General features: G+C 67.7%; 19 protein-coding genes. 3 read left to right on the forward strand and 16 right to left on the reverse strand.

The features are described 5' to 3' along the window. Window positions 1-53 precede the first annotated feature (53 nt). The 5 genes from ACSQ3Q_RS21230 to ACSQ3Q_RS21250 all read right to left on the reverse strand — a co-directional run bounded on the left by ACSQ3Q_RS21230 (window position 54) and on the right by ACSQ3Q_RS21250 (window position 5,816). Window positions 54-857 carry an enoyl-CoA hydratase/isomerase family protein gene (locus ACSQ3Q_RS21230; protein WP_436136306.1) on the reverse strand — a complete coding sequence of 268 codons (804 nt, stop codon included), beginning with the start codon at window positions 855-857 and terminating at the stop codon, window positions 54-56. Further along, complete coding sequence (locus ACSQ3Q_RS21235; protein WP_436136307.1) at window positions 854-1,399, reverse strand: DinB family protein; 546 nt, start codon at window positions 1,397-1,399, stop codon at window positions 854-856. Before ACSQ3Q_RS21235 ends, ACSQ3Q_RS21230 begins: the two co-directional genes overlap by 4 nt. Continuing rightward, window positions 1,396-2,274 carry a dienelactone hydrolase family protein gene (locus tag ACSQ3Q_RS21240; protein WP_436136308.1) on the reverse strand — a complete coding sequence of 293 codons (879 nt, stop codon included), beginning with the start codon at window positions 2,272-2,274 and terminating at the stop codon, window positions 1,396-1,398. The genes ACSQ3Q_RS21235 and ACSQ3Q_RS21240 overlap by 4 nt, the downstream gene beginning before the upstream one ends. Before the next feature lie 29 nt (window positions 2,275-2,303). After that, entirely contained in the window at window positions 2,304-3,908 is a 1,605-nt protein-coding gene (locus ACSQ3Q_RS21245) for a carboxyl transferase domain-containing protein (protein WP_436136309.1), read from the reverse strand. A gap of 168 nt (window positions 3,909-4,076) precedes the next feature. Beyond that, the gene (locus ACSQ3Q_RS21250; protein ID WP_436136310.1) at window positions 4,077-5,816 is read right to left on the reverse strand and encodes an AMP-binding protein; all 1,740 of its coding nucleotides are present in this window, start codon (window positions 5,814-5,816) and stop codon (window positions 4,077-4,079) included. A 218-nt stretch (window positions 5,817-6,034) separates the two neighbouring features. Between ACSQ3Q_RS21250 and ACSQ3Q_RS21255 the strand changes: the two genes are divergently transcribed. Both ACSQ3Q_RS21255 and ACSQ3Q_RS21260 read left to right on the forward strand, forming a co-directional pair. Continuing rightward, a complete protein-coding gene (locus ACSQ3Q_RS21255) occupies window positions 6,035-7,033 on the forward strand; it encodes an AraC family transcriptional regulator (RefSeq protein ID WP_436137048.1) in 999 nt (332 codons plus the stop codon). A 165-nt stretch (window positions 7,034-7,198) separates the two neighbouring features. Further along, window positions 7,199-7,879, forward strand: coding sequence for a glutathione S-transferase family protein (locus ACSQ3Q_RS21260; protein ID WP_436136311.1), 681 nt, complete (start codon window positions 7,199-7,201; stop codon window positions 7,877-7,879). 30 nt (window positions 7,880-7,909) lie between these two features. Here ACSQ3Q_RS21260 and ACSQ3Q_RS21265 read toward each other — a convergent pair whose 3' ends face one another. From ACSQ3Q_RS21265 to ACSQ3Q_RS21290, 6 genes are all read right to left on the reverse strand, one after another. Next, window positions 7,910-9,349, reverse strand: coding sequence for a patatin-like phospholipase family protein (locus ACSQ3Q_RS21265; protein ID WP_436136312.1), 1,440 nt, complete (start codon window positions 9,347-9,349; stop codon window positions 7,910-7,912). Between the two features lie 23 nt (window positions 9,350-9,372). Continuing rightward, window positions 9,373-10,029, reverse strand: coding sequence for an HAD family hydrolase (locus ACSQ3Q_RS21270; protein ID WP_436136313.1), 657 nt, complete (start codon window positions 10,027-10,029; stop codon window positions 9,373-9,375). Between the two features lie 57 nt (window positions 10,030-10,086). Then, window positions 10,087-12,531 carry a site-2 protease family protein gene (locus ACSQ3Q_RS21275; RefSeq protein WP_436136314.1) on the reverse strand — a complete coding sequence of 815 codons (2,445 nt, stop codon included), beginning with the start codon at window positions 12,529-12,531 and terminating at the stop codon, window positions 10,087-10,089. 79 nt (window positions 12,532-12,610) lie between these two features. After that, the gene (locus ACSQ3Q_RS21280) at window positions 12,611-13,003 is read right to left on the reverse strand and encodes a hypothetical protein (protein ID WP_436136315.1); all 393 of its coding nucleotides are present in this window, start codon (window positions 13,001-13,003) and stop codon (window positions 12,611-12,613) included. A gap of 114 nt (window positions 13,004-13,117) precedes the next feature. After that, on the reverse strand, window positions 13,118-13,546 hold the full coding sequence (locus ACSQ3Q_RS21285) for a YchJ family protein (RefSeq protein ID WP_436136316.1): 429 nt from the start codon (window positions 13,544-13,546) through the stop codon (window positions 13,118-13,120). Between the two features lie 28 nt (window positions 13,547-13,574). Beyond that, complete coding sequence (locus tag ACSQ3Q_RS21290; protein ID WP_436136317.1) at window positions 13,575-14,282, reverse strand: DUF4197 domain-containing protein; 708 nt, start codon at window positions 14,280-14,282, stop codon at window positions 13,575-13,577. A 164-nt stretch (window positions 14,283-14,446) separates the two neighbouring features. On the opposite strand from ACSQ3Q_RS21290, the gene ACSQ3Q_RS21295 reads away from it, so the two are divergent. Beyond that, window positions 14,447-14,926 carry a DUF421 domain-containing protein gene (locus ACSQ3Q_RS21295; RefSeq protein WP_436136318.1) on the forward strand — a complete coding sequence of 160 codons (480 nt, stop codon included), beginning with the start codon at window positions 14,447-14,449 and terminating at the stop codon, window positions 14,924-14,926. A 22-nt stretch (window positions 14,927-14,948) separates the two neighbouring features. Here the strand turns inward: ACSQ3Q_RS21295 and ACSQ3Q_RS21300 are convergent, their stop codons facing one another. From ACSQ3Q_RS21300 to aceK, 5 genes are all read right to left on the reverse strand, one after another. After that, window positions 14,949-16,079, reverse strand: coding sequence for an acyl-CoA dehydrogenase family protein (locus ACSQ3Q_RS21300; RefSeq protein ID WP_436136319.1), 1,131 nt, complete (start codon window positions 16,077-16,079; stop codon window positions 14,949-14,951). A 40-nt stretch (window positions 16,080-16,119) separates the two neighbouring features. Continuing rightward, complete coding sequence (locus tag ACSQ3Q_RS21305; protein WP_436136320.1) at window positions 16,120-16,788, reverse strand: SDR family oxidoreductase; 669 nt, start codon at window positions 16,786-16,788, stop codon at window positions 16,120-16,122. A gap of 96 nt (window positions 16,789-16,884) precedes the next feature. After that, complete coding sequence (locus tag ACSQ3Q_RS21310) at window positions 16,885-17,976, reverse strand: DUF695 domain-containing protein (protein ID WP_436136321.1); 1,092 nt, start codon at window positions 17,974-17,976, stop codon at window positions 16,885-16,887. Further along, entirely contained in the window at window positions 17,976-19,169 is a 1,194-nt protein-coding gene (locus ACSQ3Q_RS21315) for an acetyl-CoA C-acyltransferase (RefSeq protein ID WP_436136322.1), read from the reverse strand. Before ACSQ3Q_RS21315 ends, ACSQ3Q_RS21310 begins: the two co-directional genes overlap by 1 nt. A gap of 78 nt (window positions 19,170-19,247) precedes the next feature. Continuing rightward, window positions 19,248-21,095 carry a bifunctional isocitrate dehydrogenase kinase/phosphatase gene (gene aceK, locus ACSQ3Q_RS21320; RefSeq protein ID WP_436136323.1) on the reverse strand — a complete coding sequence of 616 codons (1,848 nt, stop codon included), beginning with the start codon at window positions 21,093-21,095 and terminating at the stop codon, window positions 19,248-19,250. Window positions 21,096-21,119 lie beyond the last annotated feature (24 nt).

Consider the following 21,119-nt stretch of genomic DNA (forward strand, 5'->3'; position numbering starts at 1 on the left):
CGCGCAGCTCAACGAGAGCGGGGGGAAGGCGCGCAGCGCCTCACGGGGGTGTCTCATATCAGCCATGCAGGTTTGCGCTTGTTGAGGAAGGACTGCACGCCTTCCTTGCCCTCGTCGCTGGCGCGGATGTCGGCAATGCCTTGCACGGTGGCGGCGATGAGGCCCGCGTTGATCTCGCGCTCGGCCACATCCAACACCAGCTTCTTGCAGGCACGCACGGCGTTCGGGCTGGCGCTGGTCAGGGACTTAAGCAGTTCGTCGACCTTGGCATCCAGCTGGTCTGCAGCGACCACCGCGTGCACGAAGCCGGTGCGCAGCGCCTCGGCGGCATCAAAGCGCTCGGCCGTCAGGAAGTAGCGGTGCGCAGCGCGCGCGCCCATGGCACGGATCACGTACGGGCTGATGGTGGCGGGGATGAGGCCCAGCTTCACCTCGCTCAGGCAAAAGCCCGCCGTGTCCACCGCCACCGCCATGTCGCACGCGGCCACCAGGCCCATGCCACCGGCATACACATCGCCCTGGACGCGGGCGATGGTGGGCTTCTCGCATGCGTAGATCACGCGCAGCATCTCGGCCAGCTTGCCCGCGTCGGCCACGTTCTCCTCACGCGTGTAGTCGGCCATGCGGCGCATCCAGTTGAGGTTGGCGCCCGCGCAGAACGCGGGGCCCTGTGCGGCCAGCACCACGGCGCGCACGTCGGGGCGGCCGCCCACTTCGGTGAAGGCCGCCGTCAGCTCGGCGATGACTTCATCGCTGAAGGCGTTGCGGATCTCGGGCTGCGTGAGCGTGATGCGCGCCACGGCGCCTTCGTAGGTGATCTGCAGGTTGGTGCTGCTGGAGTGGGTGGTCGTGGTCATGGTGTGGCGCGGGCCTCTTGGGCTTGCTGGGCCTGCAGAAAGTAGACAAGGTCGAGTTCCGGGCTGGTGCGCCCCAGCGCGGTCAGCGCTGCGGTGATCTGCCCGCGGTGGTGCGTGCCGTGGTTGAACACATGGGCCAGCGTGGCGGCAAAAGGCAACGATGCCGCAGTGCCACGCATGGTGGTGTAGTCAAGCGTGCCGTCCCAGCGTTCGGCCGCAAAGCCTGCGATCAGCGGTGCCCAGCGCGCTGCGCCTTCGCGCAGGCTGGCGGCCAGCCGGGCGCGGTCGGGTTCGATCTCGGCGTCCAGCGCCACGCGGGGCGAGGTGCCTTGCGCAAAGCGCACGAACCACAGGCGGTGCTCGCCCACCAGCAGGTGGTTGAGCGTGCCGTGGATGCTTCGGAAGAACAGGCCCGCGTCGCGCCGGTAGTGGTCGTCCGGCAGCGGCTGCACGGCGGCGAGCAGGCGGTCGGTGGCCCACACGTTGTAGCGCGCCAGCAGATCGAAGTGTGCGGTCCAACCCGTGCTCATGGTGGTGGTCATGGCGCTGCGCGGGCGGCCAGCACCCGGCTCCAGAAAGCATCGAGCGCGGCCAGCGACTTGGCCCGCGCCTCGGGGTTGCCGCCCTGGTGCACGCCCTGGGCGGACGTGCCATTGGGCACATCGGTGCGCAGGCGTACGGGGGCCGTGCCGTCAAAGCCGTGGTAGCTGCCTTCGTAAACCTGCACGGTAACGTCGCTGCCGCTTTGTGCCTGCAGGCCGCGCGCGAAGTCGACACACGGCTGCGGTGGCGTCCAGTCGTCCAGCGCGCCCAGCAGCATCAGTACCGGGGCGTTCTCCAGCACAGCCTGCCGCTTGGCGAGCGGGCCGCACCCTGGGTAGAACACGGCCGCACCAGCGATAGGAGCTTCGCCCGGCTCGGGGTGCGCACGGCGTTGCTCCAGCAGGTTCAGCGCAGTGGTCGCGCCGTTGGACCAGCCCATCACGCCGATGCGCTGAGCATCGACCTGCGGCTGGTTGGCAAGCCAGGACAGGGCTGCACGCGCGTCTTGCACACGCTGGGCCACGTCCACACTGCGCTCGCGGTAGCGGGTCTGGCAGATCTCGCGCAGGCCGCGCGAACCAAAGCTGTCAGGCATGAGCACCGCGTAGCCTGCGGCGTGCAGCCGGTCGGCCGTCTCGCGGTAGCGCTCGGCGAGGCCGCCGCCCTTGGCGTACAGCCCGCCACAGCCGTGCAGTGCCAGCACCGCGGGGCGTCGCTCTGTGCCGTCGGCCGGTAGCCAGTGCGCACGCAACACCACGCCGGAGGGCAGCGGTGGCAGGTCCACGCGCTGCAGTGCGGGTGCGGCCATGGCGCATGCCGCGAGCAGGCCCAGAGCGGCAGCGGGCAGGAGGCGACGAAAAACGGTGGCGAGCATGGCGGCGCGTGCAATCGTGCGGGTACGGACTACATCCGGAACAGGCCGAACTTCGTGTCTTCGATCGGCGCATTGCGCGTGGCGGCCAGGCCCAGCGCCAGCACGCGGCGGGTGTCGGCCGGGTCGATCACGCCGTCGTCCCACAGGCGCGCGGTGGCGTAGTAGGGGTGGCCCTGGTCTTCGTACTGGCGGCGGATGGGCGCCTTGAAGGCTTCTTCCTCCTCGGCGCTCCACTGGCCGCCCTTGCCCTCGATGCCGTCGCGCTTGACGGTAGCCAACACACCCGCGGCCTGGTCGCCGCCCATGACGCTGATGCGCGCGTTGGGCCACATCCACAAAAAGCGGGGGCTGTATGCGCGGCCGCACATGCCGTAGTTGCCGGCGCCAAAGCTGCCGCCGATGATGATGGTGAACTTGGGGACGGCCGCCGTTGCCACCGCCGTGACCATCTTGGCGCCGTTGCGCGCGATGCCTTCGTTCTCGTACTTGCGGCCGACCATGAAGCCGGTGATGTTCTGCAGGAACACGAGCGGGATCTTGCGCTGGCAGCACAGCTCGATGAAGTGCGCGCCCTTCAGGGCCGATTCGCTGAACAAGATGCCGTTGTTGGCGATGATGCCGACCATCATCCCCTCGATGCGCGCAAAGCCCGTGACCAGCGTGGTGCCGTAGCGCGCCTTGAACTCGTCGAACTCGCTGCCGTCGACGATGCGGGCAATGATCTCGCGCACGTCGAAGGGCTTGCGCGTGTCCACCGGAATCACGCCGTACAGCTCTTCTGCTACAAATTTAGGAGCTACTGGCGCTTGATCAGCAAGCGCTGGAGCCTTGTTTTTATTCAAATTGCGCACCGCGTTGCGCGCCAACTGCAGCGCGTGCATGTCGTTTTGCGCCAGGTGGTCGGCCACGCCCGACAGGCGGGTGTGCACGTCGCCACCGCCCAGGTCCTCGGCCGTGACGACTTCGCCCGTGGCGGCCTTGACCAGCGGCGGGCCGCCCAGGAAGATGGTGCCCTGGTTCTTGACGATGATGGACTCGTCGCTCATGGCGGGCACGTAGGCACCGCCCGCCGTGCAGCTGCCCATGACCACGGCGATCTGCGAGATGCCCATGGCGCTCATGTTGGCCTGGTTGAAGAAAATGCGGCCGAAGTGGTCGCGGTCCGGAAAGACCTCGTCCTGATTGGGCAGGTTGGCACCGCCCGAGTCCACCAGGTAGATGCAGGTGAGGTGGTTCTGCTGCGCCACTTCCTGTGCGCGCAGGTGCTTCTTGACGGTGAGCGGGTAGTAGGTGCCGCCCTTCACCGTGGCGTCGTTGCACACGATCATGCAGTCCACACCGCTCACGCGGCCGATGCCGGCAATCAGCCCCGAGCTGGGCGCATCGTTGTTGTACATGTTGAGCGCTGCCAGGGGCGCCAGCTCCAGAAACGGCGTGCCCGGGTCCAGCAGCATCTGCACCCGCTCGCGCGGCAGCAGCTTGCCGCGGTCGGTGTGCTTGGCGCGGGCGGCCTCGCCGCCGCCCTGGGCGACCTTGTCGAGCTGGGCGCGCAGGTCGTCGACCAGCGTGCGCATGGCGGCTGCGTTGGCCAGAAAGTCCGCCGAGCGGGCGTTGAGTTGGGTGTCGAGAATCATGCAGGCTCCGTCGAATGTCGTATGGGTGGTGTGGTGCCACGGGCTGGCCGGTGGCACTGGAGGCCGCGGAGCAGGCCATGCGCGCGCCGCCGTGGAACCGGCTTCGCCGGGCCAGGGGCGGCGTCCCCCTCGGGGGAAGGCGCGAAGCGGCTCAGGCGGGTCATAGGTTCAGGCGGTTGTTTGTTCGGCCAGGCCCAGCTGGTCCTTCATCTCGTCGCGGATCTTGAACTTCTGGATCTTGCCCGTCACCGTCATCGGAAAGTGGGTGACGAAACGGATGTAGCGCGGTACCTTGTAGTGCGCGATCTGGCCCTTGCAGAAGGCGCGCACGTCGTCCTCGGTGGGTGTGGTGCCGGGCTTGGCGATGATCCAGGCGCAGAGTTCTTCGCCGTACTTGGCATCGGGCACGCCCACCACCTGCACGTCCTGCACCTGCGGGTGGCGGTACAGAAACTCTTCGATCTCGCGCGGGTAGATGTTCTCGCCGCCGCGGATCACCATGTCCTTGATACGGCCGACGATGTTCACGTAGCCCTCGGCGTCCATGGTGGCCAGGTCGCCGGTGTGCATCCAGCCTTCGGCGTCGATGGCCTCGCGGGTCTTGGCCTCGTCCCCCCAGTACCCGTGCATCACCGAATAGCCCCGGGTGCAGAACTCCCCGCGCTGGCCGATGGGCACGACCGCGCCGGTGTCGGGGTCGACGATCTTGACCTCCAGATGCGGCTGCACCTGACCCACGGTGGAGACGCGTTTGGCCAGCGGCGTATCGGTGCTGCTCTGGCAACTGACCGGGCTGGTCTCGGTCATGCCGTAGGCGATGGTGATCTGCGACAGATTCATCTGTTCCACCACGCGCTTCATCACTTCGGTGGGGCATGGCGAGCCGGCCATGATGCCGGTGCGCAGGGTGGACAGGTCGAACTCGGCGAACCGCGGGTGGTCCAGCTCGGCGATGAACATGGTGGGCACGCCGTGCAGGCCGGTGCAGCGCTCGTCCTGCACCGTCTGCAGCACGGTGAGCGGGTCGAACCCATCGTTGGGGTAGACGATGGTGGCCCCATGCGTGAAGCACGCCAGGTTGCCCAGCACCATGCCAAAGCAGTGGTACAGCGGCACGGGGATGCACAGGCGGTCTTCGGGCGTGAGCTTCATGCACTCTCCGATGAAGAAGCCGTTGTTCAGGATGTTGCGGTGCGTGAGCGTGGCGCCCTTCGGGAAGCCGGTGGTGCCGCTGGTGAACTGGATGTTGATGGGGTCGGTGGCCCTGAGCGTGGCAGCGATCTGCGCCAGGCGCGCATCCTGCGCATCGCCGCGCGCCAGTAGGTCCGAAAACCGCAGCAGGCCGGGCTCGTCGGCGCCCTGCCCCGCCCCGTCGTCGATCCACACCACGGTGTTCAGGTGCGGCAGCTTCACCGCACCCAGCTGGCCGGGCTGCTGGTGCTGCCATTCGGGCGCCAGCTCGCGCAGCATGCCCAGGTAGTCGCTGGTCTTGAAGCGCGCCATGCTCACCAGCAGCCTGCAGCCCACCTTGTTGAGCGCGTACTCGACTTCGGACGTGCGGTAGGCCGGGTTAATGTTGACCAGCACCAGGCCCACCTGCGCGGTGGCCAGCTGCATCAGCACCCATTCGGCGTTGTTGTGCGACCAGATGCCCACGCGGTCGCCGGGCACCAGGCCCTGGCCCAGCAGCGCGCTGGCCAGGCGCTGTGCCTCGGCCTGCAACTGGGCATAGGTGTAGCGGCGGCCCTGGTGCACGCTGACCAGCGCCTCGCGGTCGGGCTGGCGGGCCACCATGTCGGCAAAGAAATCGCCCAGGGTCTGCTCGATCAGCGGGACGCCGTTGGCGCCCTGGGCGTAGCTTTCGGTGAGCAGGGCTGCGGCTGCAACGCCGGCAGGGGTCGTCGTCATCGTTTTGTCTCCTTGCGTGGCGCGCCCGCGCAGGGCAGCGGGCGGGCGGCGATCCGTAAGCATAGAAGCGCCTGCCCGGCCCTGGTTGCCACAAAGGTTGCAAATCGTGCCACGCATCGTGCACACTCGTCTGCGTGAAACCCCTTGCCCCAACCCCCCTGCCCGCCTGGCAGGCATTGGCACCCGACACTGCGCCGGCAGTGACGCCCATTGCCTTTGTGCGGGCCATTGTGCTGGCTTATGAACGGCGCGGCATGCGCCCCGAGCGCGCGCTGGCGCAGGCACAGATTGCGCCGCAGTGGCTGGCCGACAACAACGCCCGCATCACCGCCTGGCAGATGGAGCGCATTTCAGACGCCGCCATGCAGGAGCTGGACGACGAAGCCCTGGGCTGGTTCAGTCGGCGCCTGCCCTGGGGCAGCTACGGCATGCTGGCGCGCGCGTCCATCAGCTCGCCACATTTGGGGGTGGCGCTGACACGCTGGTGCCGCCACCACGCGCTGCTGGCAGACGACATTGCCCTGCACCTCACCACCGACGGGGGCACCGCCACGCTGCGCATCACCGAGGCGCACGATCTGGGCCCGCTGCGCGAGTTCTGTCTGGTCTCGGTGCTGCGCAATGCGCATGGCCTGGCCTGCTGGCTGGTGGACTCGCGCATCCCGCTGATTGCGGCGGAGTTTGCGTTTGCCGCCCCACCGCATGCGGATGCCTACGCGGTGCTGTTCCGCGGCCCGGCCGCGTTTGGCGCGGCGCAGACCGCCATCCACTTCGATGCGCGCTACCTCAGCCTGCCGCTGCGGCGCGACGAGCAGGCGCTGCGCCAGATGCTGCAGCACGCCCTTCCGCTCACGGTGCTGCAGTACCGCCGCGACCGCCTGCTGGTGCAGCGCGTGCGCCAGCTGCTGGGCGCGCCTGTGGGGGGGCAGCCGGCCCATGCGCTGGCACAGCACAGTGCCGAATCGCTGGCCGCGCTGCTGCACGTGTCGCCGCGCACGCTGCACCGCCAGCTGAAGGAGGAAGGCGCCACGCTGCAGGGCCTGAAAGACGAGGTGCGCCAAAGCCGCGCCGTGGACCTGCTGCACCGCACCGACCGCCCCATCAAGCAGGTGGCCGAGGCGGCAGGCTTCGTCAACGAAAAGAGCTTTATTCGCGCGTTCCGGGGCTGGACGGGGCACTCGCCCGCGGAGTTCCGTCGCCGCTCCCGCGATGCCTGACCGTGGGGCTGCGGCATGGCGGTGCCGGTACCGAAGTCGGCGCGATCTGCACCCTGAGTGGCAGCCGTCCCGATAACCCTGGAAGCAGCGCGCCACTAAACTGAAGTCCACTGTTTGTCTGTCTGCCTGCCTGCCTGCCACTGTGGCCTGCCTGCCCCACCCACCATGATCCATCTCTACCATTGCGTCAGCGCCCGCTCCTTCCGCCCCTTGTGGATGCTGGAAGAGCTGCGACTGCCGTACGTGCTGCACATGCTGCCGTTTCCGCCGCGGGTCCACGCCCGCTGGTTTCTGGAGGAGAACCCGCTGGGCACCGTGCCGCTGCTGGTGCAAGGCCAGGGGCCGCGCCAGGTGCGCATGACCGAGTCTGCCGCCATCTGCCAGTACCTGGCCGCGGCGCACCCCGATGCGGGACTCGAAGTGCGCCCTGCCGACCCGGCCTTCGGCGCCTTCCTGAACTGGCTGCACCTGGGCGAGGCCACGCTCACCTTTCCGCAAACGCTTGTGCTTCGCTACAGCCGGTTCGAGCCGGCGGACCGCAAGCAGCCGCAGGTGGTGGAGGACTACAGCCGCTGGTTCCTGTCGCGCCTGCGCGGCGTGGAGGCGGCCGTGGCGCACCCCGAGTACCTGTGCGCGGGCCGCTTCACCGCGGCCGACGTGTCGGTAGGCTACGCGTTGCTGCTGGCCGAGCACCTGGGCCTGGCGCCGCAGTTTGGCGAGGCCACGCAGGCCTATTGGCAACGGCTGCAGCAGCGGCCCGGCTACCAGCGTGCGCTGGCCGCGCAGATCGAGGCGGCCGAAGACCAGGACGTGCCCACCACCGCTGCGCCCGACACGCGGCCCTGACCCCCAATTCTCACGCGCGGGCGCCTGCAGCTACTGCGGCGATGCGGCCGGTGCAGCCGATGGCTGCGGCGCGCTGCGCAGCAGCGACTGCACGAGCGCCCGAAACTCCGGCGAGTGCCGCAGCACGCTGCCGCCGGCCTCGATGAGGTCGGTGACCTCTTCGTGCGCGATGGAGAACGCCGTGGGCACCTGCAGCAAGCGCCTGCGCGCCACGTCGTCCGGTGCGTCGCGCAGGTTCACGGGGATGACGTGGATCTCCGCGTCAGGCGCGAACGCATCGCTGTCGCCCTTGGAACCTTCGGCCAGTGACTGGCGCCACTGCTGGGTGATGTCGCGCAGAAACTCCTGCGTCTCGCGCGTGGCGCGTGCCCCGGTGCCGAACAGCAGCGAGTCCACCACTTGCATCATGTTGGGCACCTGATCGCTCATGTCGATGTTGACCGACGGATCGCGCTCGGCGTTCACGGTGATCAGCACCAGCTTGCGAATGGTGGCAGGCGGTATGCCCACCTCGCTGAAGGTCTGGCGCAGGCCACCGCCGGCCAAGGCACGGTCCAGCAGGCGCTGTACGCCCAGGTTGTCGGCCAGGCCGCCATCGACCAGGTGGATGTACGGCTTGCGCTGCGCGTCGGTGTAGCTCAGCTCGTGCGCGCGGTACAGCCGGGCCCGGTAGTCGCCGGCCGCGGCCCGCGCGCCCACGGTGGACGCGGCGCGGTGCGCCGGGCACTGGTCGGCGTAGTTCTTGAGCGTCATGGGGCTGAGCAGCAGCGGCACAGCCGACGAGGACGCCACCGCAAACGACAGCGGCACCTTGCGCAGGTCCGAGCAGATCAGCGAGAACTGCTCCCAGGTGAACTCGAAGCCCGTGCCCAGCGACATGTCGGTGGCGGTGATGAACAGCTGCGGATGGCGCGGGCGCCGCTCCACATCGCCAAAGGTCAGCCCGCCATAGAGGTCGTCGAGCCGCCGCGCCAGCAGGTGCGTGCGGCCCAGCCAGGGCGAGGTCAGGTCCACCAGGTTGCCGGGGCGCAGAGCCTGGGTGATGAGGCTGTTCTGAAAGTTCTGGCGCAAGAAGTCGTGCTCAAAGCGTGGCAGTCCGTCGATGCCGTGCGCCGCGAAGTACGCCGCCACGATGCTGCCACCCGACACGCCGCTGACCACATCGGTGGCGTCGAGCAAGGTGGTGTCCTTGCCGTTCCACTGGAAGCGTGTCTGCTGCATCTCCGTCAGCACGCCAAAGCCGAAGGCCGCTGCACGCGCCCCGCCACCCGAGAGCGTGACAGCCACGAGGATGGTCGGGTCGCGCTCGGACTTGCGCACCGGGATGTTCTGGTCTTCGGGCGGCAGCGGCTCGTTGACCCAGGGGCGCACTGAGGAGCAGCCCATGAGCATGCCCAACGCTGCGAGCGCAGCGCCATGTTTCAACCACCGGGGCAAGGTCCTGCTGCGCATCGAGATGGGCTTGGGCATGGCGCGTCCTATGTTGGAGAAAGTCAGCAGCCCAGCAGCGCTGGCAACTCGGCCATGCTGCGAAACACCTGCGTGGCGCCCGCGGCGAGCAGGGCCTCGCCGTCGTCCAGCGGCGCGTAGGCAAACACCGTGGCGCCCGCTGCCACGCCCGCCGTGACGCCCGTCACCGTGTCTTCCACCACCGCACAGCGCAGCGGCTCGGCCTGAAGTGCGGATGCCGCTGCCAGGTAGACGTCGGGCGCGGGCTTGGTGCGCGGCATCTCGTGGCCGCTGAAGATGCGGCCTTCAAAAAACGGCGTGAGCCCCACCTTGGCCAGCTGCATCTCCACCTTGTGCCGATCGGCCCCCGAGGCACAGGCAATGCGCCCGCCGTGGTGCGCGTGCACCCGCTCGATGGTGCCGTGAATGTGTTCGATGGCCGTGAGGCGCTGGTCGAGCTCGGTGTTGCGCCGCGCATAGAAGTCGGCCATCCACGCATCGGTGAGCGGCCGGCCGGTGTGGGCCTCGATGCGCGCCGCCTCGCTGCGCACCGTCTTGCCGATGAAGATGCGCATGCACTCCTCGGACGACAGCGCCCACCCGGCCTCGGCCAGCATGTCGCGCAGCACGCCGTTGGTGATGGGTTCGCTGTCGACCAGCACGCCGTCGCAGTCGAACAAGATAGCTTCGAATCGGTTCATTTCACAGTCACTCACTTTTCGTTCAGATGTTCATTGAGCGCGGTTGCGCGGGCTGGGTCATCGATTCTCCACGGGTGCCTTGGCAGCAGCAGAGTTGGCGGTCGCGCACAGCCCCGTGGCCTGCGCGGCATCACGACGGGCTCGCTCACGCACATCCTGCGCAGCCTCGGCGGTATCGTTACCCAAGGGACCACACCAGCGCTCGACCCAGTACCCGCCGCGCTCGGCGGCCCGCAGGACGTTCGCGCGGGCCTCGTCGGCCTGTCCGCCCAATCCCAGCCGGTGGGTGACCACCCACCTGTCCAGCTGCGCAATCAGATCACGCCGCGGCTGCGCGGTATTGCGCGCGGACGATTGCCACGCCTTCCAGCTTTCACCAAGGTCGCCGATACCCTGCCCTGACAGATCGGCCCACACCCTGGTTTCGAGAGCACGGTCCTGGACATGCACCCAACTGACGGTGACCTGTGCAGGAATCATCGTCAGGACCCGCTGTGCGATTTGCCGCGACGTCTCGGCCTGCCCATGCGCCAACGCGAACCATGCTAGGTCCAGCATCGCTGAAGTCCGGCGTATGCGGTTGCGCAGGGCGTCCGGGCTGCGGTCGGAGGGCGCAGGCCATTCCCAAGCGTCCACATTGCCTTGCAGCAGCAGGCGTGCCTCGTCCACGTCCCCAGGTTGTCCGCGCTGGTCGTGCCAGCGCGACAGGCTGGACCGTGCGTACGATGCCTGCTGCGCGGGCACTTCATGGTCGGTAGCGTTATTCGAAGCCCCTTGCGCCAGCATTTCCCAGTGCATCAGCGCACGCTGCATGTGCTCGATTTGCGCCGTCACCGTGGGCGCGTTGTACGCCAGGTCCCGCTCGGCCTCTGCCCGCAGGGTGTCGAGCACATGGCCCGCACCGGCGGGCACATCCGCCAGCAGACGCAGGCCCCAGGACCTTGCGGCTTCCGGATCGCTGGTAGCGCGCAGCAGGCCCAGTTGCGCGCGAGCCCGGTCTGGTTCGGTGGCGGGCAGGCCCTCGGCCAGCAACCAGGCCTGCTGATACCGCTCCAGAGCTGTCTGCATGTCTTCCATATCGAGCGCGTCGCCGGCGGCACCCAGATAGGTTTGCAGGCATTGGTTGGCGGGTTGCTCCGACGCACGGGCGAGCCTGCGGGTCCACTCTTCAGACGTTATCGACAGAGCAGCGTCCGGCGCGGGAAGGGATGCCGAAGGTTTCTGCACGTCGTCGGGCGGGTACTTCGGTGCAGACTTCACCGGCCACCACCCGCTCGCTGCACCCGATGCCACCAAGGCCACCACGGGAAGCGCCAGACAAGCGGCATACAGGACCAGCCCTGCCAACGTGCCCACCACACCCAGGCGCGCGCCCTGGAACTCTGGCAGCAGGGCCCGGACGGCGGCCAGACGCTGCGTGAACGACCAGCGAGAAAACCGGGGATGCTGCGTGGCCTTGAAGATGCGGGCGGCAGCGTCGCGCTCCGACAGCGCCTGCCCGGCGGCGGGCCGGGCCACCAGCTGATCCACCCGCATCAGGCGCCAGTGGTGTGCCAGCCCCAGCGCCAGCAGTCCTGCCAGCGCCAACGTCACCGCATCGCCCAAAAACCAACCCAACGCCGCCAACGCAAATACCCCGATCAGCACGAACGCAAAGCGCAGCACCGGCCAGCGCACGAAGAGCAGGGATTCGACCACCCTGCCTCCATCCAGAGGGTGCACGGGCAGCAGGTTGAGGTAGTTGATTGCGAGGCACATGATCGCGAAGTCGGATACCCATCCGGAACTGGGGAGCCAGCCACGGGCGACCGCCAACAACAGCGCCACACCCAGCAGCAGTCCGGGCATCGGGCCTGCCAGATACACGCCCAGCTTGTTCCAGGTCGAGGCCTCGGGCTTGTGCCCCATGGCGACGCCGCCGAGCCCGGGGATGAAGAGCACCGAGAGATTGCGATAGCCGAAACACCGCATGGCCCACCAGTGGCCGCCTTCGTGCAGGGCAATGGCCACCAGCACCAGCAGTGCGCTGCGCCAGCTCATCAGCAGTCCGCCCACCACCATGAACAAGGCAGCCGTGACACCCAACGCCAGCCATTTGCGCCGCGGCCGGGCTGCGACCTCGGCCATGTGCGACTGGTGCTGCTCAAAGGCTTGCAGGTCGTTCTGCAAGGCCACTTCCGCGTTCGGCAGCGCGGAGGCGGCAGCCGCCGGGTGGCCCGAAAGCACCCTGCCAGACCGGCGCACACCGCGCAGCAACGCCGGTGCGAGCCGCATCGCCGCCGGCCAGCGGATACGCCACAGCGGTACGCCAACGGATCCGGGCTCGGCGGCGAGCGCCCCTGGCAAAGGTGTGAGGTAGCCCTGGGCTACGCCATACGGCAGCATCTCTTGCGACCAGGCGATCGTCGCGTCCCGAACCGTGTCGATATCCGTCACGGGCTGCCGGCCAGCGGCACATCCCGCATCCACGCGGCGCTGGTGACCTTGCCAGGCTTCGCGCACGGAGGCGACGTAGTCATCGTGTACCTGGCACGTAGGCGGCCACCAGAGCAAGAAATGCCGGTAGCAGTGCAGCGTCACCTCATGGGGGAGGCCGCCCCCCCCACACCGTGACCCACTGGAAGACGCAGGGCCGGGACGCATCGGGCAAGTTGGAGGGAGATACCTGCAGCTGCGAGCGCCTATCGGCAGACACATACACATCGCTGTAGATCCACGGCATTCCAGAAATGTGCGCGATCGGGGAGGATTTCAGGCTGTAAACGTAGGCAAAGCCCAGGGCTGCAGCTTCCGGTTCAGCGGCGTCCAGAATGGCGCGGTAGGGGGCGGGAACCTCCGCGCGCTCCACAGTCGTCGACTGAATCTGCTGCATCCGCAGGGCGGCCAAGCCGCGCGCCACAGCCACCCACATCCAGAGCGGCACCGCTGCCAGCAGCAGTGCGGCAGCGGTCGCCAATGTTGTCCATCGCTCCATGAATCACCCTCTCTTTGATGTCGACCGCGCCCGTGTCCCCGGGCTGCGCCATGTTGCTCTGTGCGAGTGAATCTGTTTGTGCATGCATGGCATTCCGTCAGTGCTTGCAGCGTGTCAGGACGAATCCCCATCCACATAGAACCACCTCCCCTGCTCACACACGAAGCGGCTGGTCTCGTGCAGGCGCACCGCGCGGCCGCCCACGCGGTAGCGGGCGACGAACTCCACGACGGCGCGGTCGTCGCTGGTCGCGCGGTGGCTGCGCACTTCGAGGCCCAGCCACTTGGTGCCGGGCTCGAAGTCCAGCGCGGCCGGGCGGGTGCTGGCATGCCATGTGGCCTGCAGATAGTCGCCATGCTCCAGGACAAAAGCGGTGTAGCGCGACCGCATGAGGCTCTCGGCGTCGGGCGCGGGAGCATCGTCCCAGTGGTCGAGGTAGCGTCCGCAGCAGTTGGCATACGGCAAGGCTGCCGCCCTGGCGCCCTTGCCGGGTGTGGCCTGGGTGCGCCCGCAGGGGCAGGGGTCGGTGTTCTTCAACGGCATGGAATGGCCGCGGGGCGGTGGCCGCGCGTCACCGCAAGGCTCCGAAGACTTTCTTGGCGATGGCGCTGCCGGCACTGGCCGGGTCCTGGCGGATGCGGCGCTCTTCCTCGCCGATCATGTAGTACAGGCCGTCCAGGGTCTTGCCGGTCACGTACTGCGCGAGGTTGGACTCCTCGGGCTTGAGCAGGCCAAAGCCTGCTGCCTTGCCCGCGAACGCGTTGTACTTCTGCGTAAGGCCGACCTTTTCGGTGGCCTGGTTGACCACGGGCAAAAAGCGTTCGGACAGCGGCGCGCGGGTCTTGTCGGCAAAGAACAGGGTGACCGAGGTGCTGCCGCCAGTGAGGATGTTCTTGGCGTCGGTCACGGTCATCTTCTGCACCGCGCTCACCAGCAAGTCTTTGCCCATGGGCACGGCGGCCTCGGCTGCGCGGTTGATGGAGGTGACCAACTCATCGATGCGCCGGCCCTGGCCGAGGGACTTCATCACTTTGGCGGCGTCTTCCAAATATCCGGGCAGACCGATGCGGACCTTGGGATTGCCCAGAAAGCCGTCGGGCCGGCCCAGCAGCGCCACCGCCGCCTGGGCGCCTTGCCCTAGCGCGGCCTTGAGGCCGCTGGACGCATCCACGCTGCTGAGGTCCCCGAGTGACAGGGCCAGCGCTCGCTGGTGGGCTGCCAGCAGCACAAGCCCGCCCAGGGCGCCCGCAGTGGCGTGGTGAAACTGGCGACGCAGCATGGGGACGGATCTTTCTTGGTGGGTTGTGTGGGATGCACGGCCATGCCGACGGCCGTGGTCGACACAGCCCGCACATGGCGCAGCGCAGGAGCCGATTTTCGCCCACCCGCGCGACCCATCCCGACTACGATCCGGCAGCCCGTTCAATCAACAAGGAGTCGGTCATGTGGACAACAGTCGTGCCGTGGTGGGAGTTCGTCGTGCGCGGCGTGGTGGTGTATGTGTTTTTGCTGGTGTTTCTGCGCCTGACAGGCAAGCGGCAGACCGGCCAGTTCGCGCCGTTCGATCTGGTGCTGCTGCTCATTCTGTCGAACGCGGTGCAGAACTCGATGAACGCGGGCGACAACTCGCTGGTGGGCGGGCTCATCTCAGCCGCCACGCTTGTCGTTTGCCATGTGCTGCTGGCACAGCTCACATTTCGCTTCGCGCGGGTCGAGCGCCTGATAGACGGCACGCCCCAGGTGCTGGTGCGCGACGGCCATGTGGACACCGCGCTCATGCGGCAGGAGCTGCTGTCCACCGAAGACCTCAACGCCGCGCTGCGGGCCGGCGGATGCCTGCACCTGCACGAGGTGGAACGCGCCACCATCGAAACCAACGGTCAGATCACCGTGGTGCTGCAGCGGCGCCACAGCGCGGGATAGGGCCTCAGGAAGCTTCGCGGAGCTACGCCAGCGCGCGCTGGATGATGATCTTCTGCACGTCGCTCGTGCCTTCGTAGATCTGGCAGACGCGCACGTCGCGGTAGATGCGCTCCACCGGGAAGTCGTTCACCACGCCGTAGCCGCCCAGGGTCTGGATGGCGGCGCTGCACACGCGCTCGGCCATCTCGCTGGCGAAGAGCTTGGCCATGGCGGCTTCTTTCAGGCAGGGGCGGCCTGCATCACGCAGCGCGGCGGCGTGCCATATGAGCTGGCGCGCGGCCTCGATCTGCGTGGCGCAGTCGGCCAGCCTGAAACCCACGGCCTGGTGGTTGAAGATGGCGGTGCCGAAGCTCTCGCGCTCCTTCGAATACGCGAGCGCCACGTCGAAGGCGCTGCGCGCCATGCCCACGCTTTGGGCGGCGATGCCGATGCGGCCGCCTTCGAGCGCGCCCAGGGCGATCTTGTAGCCCTCGCCTTCCGCGCCGATGAGGTTCTCGGCCGGGACGCGGCAGTTGTCGAAGTTGATCTGCGCGGTGTCGCTGGAATGTTGTCCCAGCTTGTCTTCGAGCCGCGCCACCACGTAGCCCGGCGCGTTGGTGGGCACGAGGAAGGCGCTCATGCCCTTCTTGCCCGCACCTTTGTCGGTGACGGCGATGACGATGGCCACCTGCCCGTTCTTGCCGCTGGTGATGAACTGCTTGACGCCGTTGATGACGTATTCATCGCCTTGCTTGACGGCCGTGGTGCGCAACGCCGAGGCGTCGGAGCCCACATGCGGCTCGGTCAGGCAGAACGCGCCCAGCATCTGGCCTTGCGCCAGCGGCGTGAGCCAGTCGCGCTTTTGCTGGGCGTTGCCGTAGCGCAGGAGGATGGCGTTGACGGGGCAGTTGGTCACGCTGATGGCGGTGCTGGTGCCGCCGTCGCCGGCGGCGATCTCTTCGAGCACCAGCGCGAGCGTGAGGTAGTCGAGGTCAGCGCCGCCGAACTCCTCCGGCACGCAGATGCCGTAGGCGCCCAGGGCGGCCAGGCCCTGGTGCACGTCGTGCGGGAAGTGGTGCTCTTTGTCCCAGCGGGCGGCGTGGGGCCAGATCTGTTCTTGGGAAAAGTCGCGCACCGCGTCGCGGATCATTTCCTGGTCTTGGGTCAGCAGCATGGGGCTTGTCTCCGGAAGTCGTTGTGTTCGGTCGAAAGAATTACCAGTGGGCCGCGCGGCGGCCGTCGTGGTGCAGCAGGCGGCCCTTGTCGGCGGCCGTGACGCCCGCCACGGTGGCGCGCAGGCCACGCACGCTGTCCTGCACCGTCAGCGCAGCGCCATCGCCGCCCATGTCGGTCTGCACCCAGCCGGGGTCAATGGTGATGAGGGTGGCGCCGGGGTAGTCGTGCTGCGCCGAGGCCACGGCCATGTTCAGCGCGGCCTTGCTGGTGCGGTACAGCCACGAGCCGCTGTTGGCCACGCCCTCGATCTGCGACATGGACGACGACAGAAATGCGAACACCCCACCCGCGTCAGCCACCAGGGGCGCCACCTGCGGGATGGTCTGCATGGCGCCCAGCACGTTGGCGTGCATGACCGCGTCGAAGTCTTCCTGCGTGGGCGGCGTGGTGGCGTTGGGGCGCCGTATGACGCCCGCCACGTACCAGGCCAAGTCGATCTTCTCGCCGTCGAGCTGCCAGGCCAGGCCGCTCACGCTGGCGGGGTAAGCCACGTCGATGGTCAGCACTTCGGCACCCAGGGCCTGCACCCGCTCGCGCCCCGCGTCGTCGCGCACGGTGGCGATCACGCGGCGGCCCGCGTCGGTGTACTGGCGCACCAGCTCCAGCCCGATGCCGCGCGATGCGCCGATGATGAGGATGGACTTCATTTTCAAGACCTTTCAGTGCTCTACCGCTTGATAGACAAGCGTAAGCAGCTATTAAATTAATAGCAATGCAGATGACACGTTGTACAAAGCCGCGTTCTACAGGTGGACGGCGAATTCGAAGTAGCCCGACCACGTGGGGTCGAAGCGCGTGGTCAGCTCCAGCGAGGCGGCTTCGTCGCGCAGCAGCAGCGGCGCCAGCGCCTGGCGTGCCATCTGCTCGTCGCCCACGTAGTAGACGGCCTTGCGGCGCCCGGCACGGGTCATGGTGTAGGCCAGGATGCCCAGCTGCGGCAGCTCGAGCAAGGTGGCGGCCTGGTCTTGCAAGGCCTGCACGGCAGCCAGCTCGTCGCGGTTTTCGACGGCCAGGTCCAGCTCGAACGCATAGGCCAGGTCGGCCCGCATGGCGACGGGGTGGGCGCTGCGGTTGACCATGACGATGGCGGTGTCTGCGGGGTCGTCTTCGCTATCGCTATCGCTATTGCTGCCGCGCTCCCCACCCTCCTCACCACTGCCCTCGGCGCCTGGGCCGAAGGCGACCGTCATCCCGGCCCAGTCGTGCTCGCCCTGGGGAAACTCGCCCGTGCGGCCGAGCGTGTCGGTCCAGTGGCGGTCGAACACGGCTGGCAGTTGGCTGAGCGGGGTCCACTGCACGTCGGGGTCTTGCGCAACGTCCACAAAGTCCACGGCGCCCACCTTCACCGCAAAGTCGTACTCGCCCAGCACATGGTCGAGCATGATGAACGCCATGTTGCGCGCGTGATCCTGGTAGTCGCTCGGGATCTCGCGGCCGAATCGGATCTCCAGCGCGGCCTGGCCGTCATCGCGGCCGCAGGCCACCAGCACGTCGGACGTCTCCAGCTCGAAGCCGTCCATGCCGATGGGAAAGTCGGGCTGGGTGGTGCGTTCGCGGAAAGCCCGCAGGCGGTAGTGCGCCAATGCGGGCGCTGCGGCCACCAGTTGCATGAGCAGCGGGAAGTTGTCGACGCTGCCGTGCGCGGTGGCGATGAGGTCCACCACCGCGTCGTCGTCGCCGCCGGACATCTCGAGCGCCAGGCCTTCAAGGTGGCGCTCGAGAATGGTGTTGGCCGCTTCCACGCGGTCGCGCAGGGGCAGTGCCTGCAGCGTGGGCTGCGCGGCGCTGAACTCAGCCCAGAACGCGGCGATCTCGGGCGATGCGGGCGCCGCCATCAGACCAGTTCCAGCGCCACGGCCGTGGCCTCGCCGCCGCCGATGCACAGCGTGGCCAGGCCCTTGGTCAGGCCGCGGGCCTTCAGCGCGTACATCAGCGTGACCATGATGCGCGCGCCGCTCGCGCCGATGGGGTGGCCCAGCGCGCAGGCGCCGCCGTTCACGTTGACCTTGTCGTGCGGCAGGTCCAGCTCTTTCATCAGCGCCATGGGCACCACGGCGAAGGCTTCGTTGATCTCCCACAGCTGCACGTCGCCGACCTGCCAGCCCGCCTTGGCCAGCGCCTTCTGCGTGGCCCCCAGTGGTGCGGTGGCAAACCATTCGGGCTCTTGCGCATGGGTGGCGTGGCTCACGATGCGGGCCAGGGGCGTGGCGCCGAGCTTCTTCGCCGTGGACTCGCGCATCATCACCAGCGCGGCAGCGCCGTCGTTGATGCTGGAGCTGGACGCGGCGGTGATGGTGCCATCCTTTTTGAACGCGGGCTTCAGGGTGGCGATCTTCTCGAGCTTGACCTTGCCCGGGCCCTCGTCGGTCGACACCACCGTCTCGCCCGCACGGGTCTTGACGGTCACCGGCACGATCTCGGCCGCGAACGCGCCTGACTCGGTGGCGGCCTTGGCGCGCTGCACACTGGCGGTGGCGAAGGCGTCCTGCTGCTCGCGGGTGAACTGGTACTTGGCGGCGCAGTCTTCGCCAAACGTGCCCATGGAGCGGCCGGCCTCGTAGGCGTCTTCCAAGCCGTCGAGCATCATGTGGTCGAAGATGCGGTCGTGGCCCAGGCGGTAGCCGCCGCGGCCCTTTTGCAGCAGGTAGGGCGCGTTGGTCATGCTCTCCATGCCGCCGGCCACCATGACGTCGTGCGTGCCGGCCAGGAGCATGTCGTGCGCCAGCATGGCGGCCTTCATGCCGGAGCCGCACATCTTGGACAGCGTGACCGCGCCCGCTCCTTTGGGCAGTCCGCCCTTGAAGGCTGCCTGGCGCGCAGGTGCCTGGCCCTGGCCCGCCATCAGGCAATTGCCGAACAGCACTTCGCCCACGGCGTCGGGCGACACGCCTGCGCGCTCCATGGCGGCCTTGATCGCGGCGCCGCCCAGGTCATGGGCGGACAGGTTCGAGAAATCGCCCTGCAGCGACCCCATGGGGGTGCGCGCTGCGCCGACGATGACGATGGGGTCTTGCGTGGATGAGGTCATGGTGTGGTCTCCTGGGTTGCTGTCGGTATGGGGTGGATGAATCGAAGCGTTGGATGGCTGTCTGCAGCGCCGGGACCGTCAGGCTTGCGCTGCGGGCATGGTGGGCGCTGTGGGTACTGCGGCCACGGTGGACGCGTTGTGGTCGAAGCGCCGGTCGCTGTCGTACGGAAAGACGTCGAGCATGTGGCCGGCCTGGATGCGCTCCTTGTGCGACTGCCAGAAGGCGGCATCGAGCAGGTCTGCGTGGTGCTTCATGAAGACCTCGCGCACGGCGTCGTTGCCCAGCAGGAAGGGGCCGAAGGTTTCGGGGAACACGTCGCGCGGGCCGACGCTGTACCAGACCTCGCCGCTCATCTCTTCTTCCTCGTTGCGCGGCGTGGGCACGCGGCGGAAGTTGCAGTCGGTGAGGTATTCGATTTCGTCATAGTCGTAAAACACGACCTTGCCGTTGCGGGTGATGCCGAAGTTCTTCCACAGCATGTCGCCGGGGAAGATGTTGGCGGCCACCAGGTCCTTGATGGCGTTACCGTATTCGATCACGCTGCGCTCCATCCGCTGATGGGCGCGCGGGTCGGACAGGCCCGTGTCGAAGGCCTCTTGCAGGTAGATGTTGAGCGGCACCATGCGGCGCTCGATGTACAGGTGCTTGATGATGACCTCGGTCTGGCCGTCACCGTCGCGGTCGCTGATCTCGAGCTGGCTGGGGGCGAACTTCTCGATCTCGGCGATGAGCGCATCGTCGAATCGGTCGCGCGGAAAGGCGACCTCGCTGTACTCCAGCGTGTCGGCCATGCGGCCCACGCGGTCGTGCTGCTTGACGAGCAGGTACTTGCCCTTGATCTGCTCGCGCGTCGTTTCCTTCTGGTGCGGAAAGAAGTCCTTGATGAGCTTGAACACGAAGGGAAAGCTCGGCAGGTCGAACACCAGCATGACCATGCCCTTGATGCCCGGCGCAATGCGGAACTTGTCGCTGGAGTGCTTGAGGTGCGAGAGGAAGTCGCGGTAGAACAGCGTCTTGCCCTGCTTGGCCAGGCCCAGGGCGTTGTAGATCTCGGCCCGCGGCTTGCGCGGCATGAGGCTGCGCAGGAACTGCACGTAGGCGCTCGGGATCTCCATATCGACCATGAAGTAGGCGCGCGCAAAGCTGAAGAGCGCGAGCAGGTCGTCCTCGCCGAACAGGGCGGCATCGATGGCGAGCTTGCCCGCGTCGGTGTGCAGGATGGGCAGCGCGAACGGCACTTCGCTGAAGCCGTTGATGATCTTGCCCACTACGTACGCGCCCTTGTTGCGATAGAACAGGCTGGCCAGCACCTGGATCTGGAAGTTGGCGCGCAGCGTCATGTGCGCGATGCGCGGCTCGATGGCGGCCAGCACATGGGCCGTGTCGCGCGCGAGGTCTTCGAACTCGCGCTGCAGCCGGAAGTTGTCGATGACGGCCTGCAGCGTGCTGTGCAGGTTGCTGCGCGAGGGGTAGTACGCGCGGTAGGTGGGCAGCGCCGCGGGCTCGTCGTTCTCGATGTACTCGGTGCTGACGGCCGGTCGCACGAAGATGAAGTCGTTGTGGAAGTGCGTGCGGTGCAGGATCTTGGTGGTGACCGAGTTGAAGAAAGTCTCGGCCAGCTCGGGCTGGTGGTGGTTGACCAGCAGCCCGATGTAGTGGAGCTTGATCTGGTGCCACACGTCCATGGGCTGCGAGCCGGCGCCGAACTCTTTTTCGAGCCTGCGCACGCATTCCTTCACCCGCAGGTCATAGAACTCGATGCGCTCGCGCTGGGCCCGCTGCTGGCCCGGCCAGTCGGCCGTCTCGAAGCGGTGCTTGGCGCGCGCGGACTCGGTGCGGAACAGCCGGTAGTGGCGGTTGAAGCCGTCCATCATCGCCTTGGCGATGCCGTAGGCCTCGGGGGCATCGAGCCGCTGGGGAAACATGGCGCGCCTGGGCTGGCTGGGGGC

This window comes from Acidovorax sp. LjRoot129, assembly GCF_964253765.1.
Lineage (GTDB): Bacteria > Pseudomonadota > Gammaproteobacteria > Burkholderiales > Burkholderiaceae_C > Acidovorax.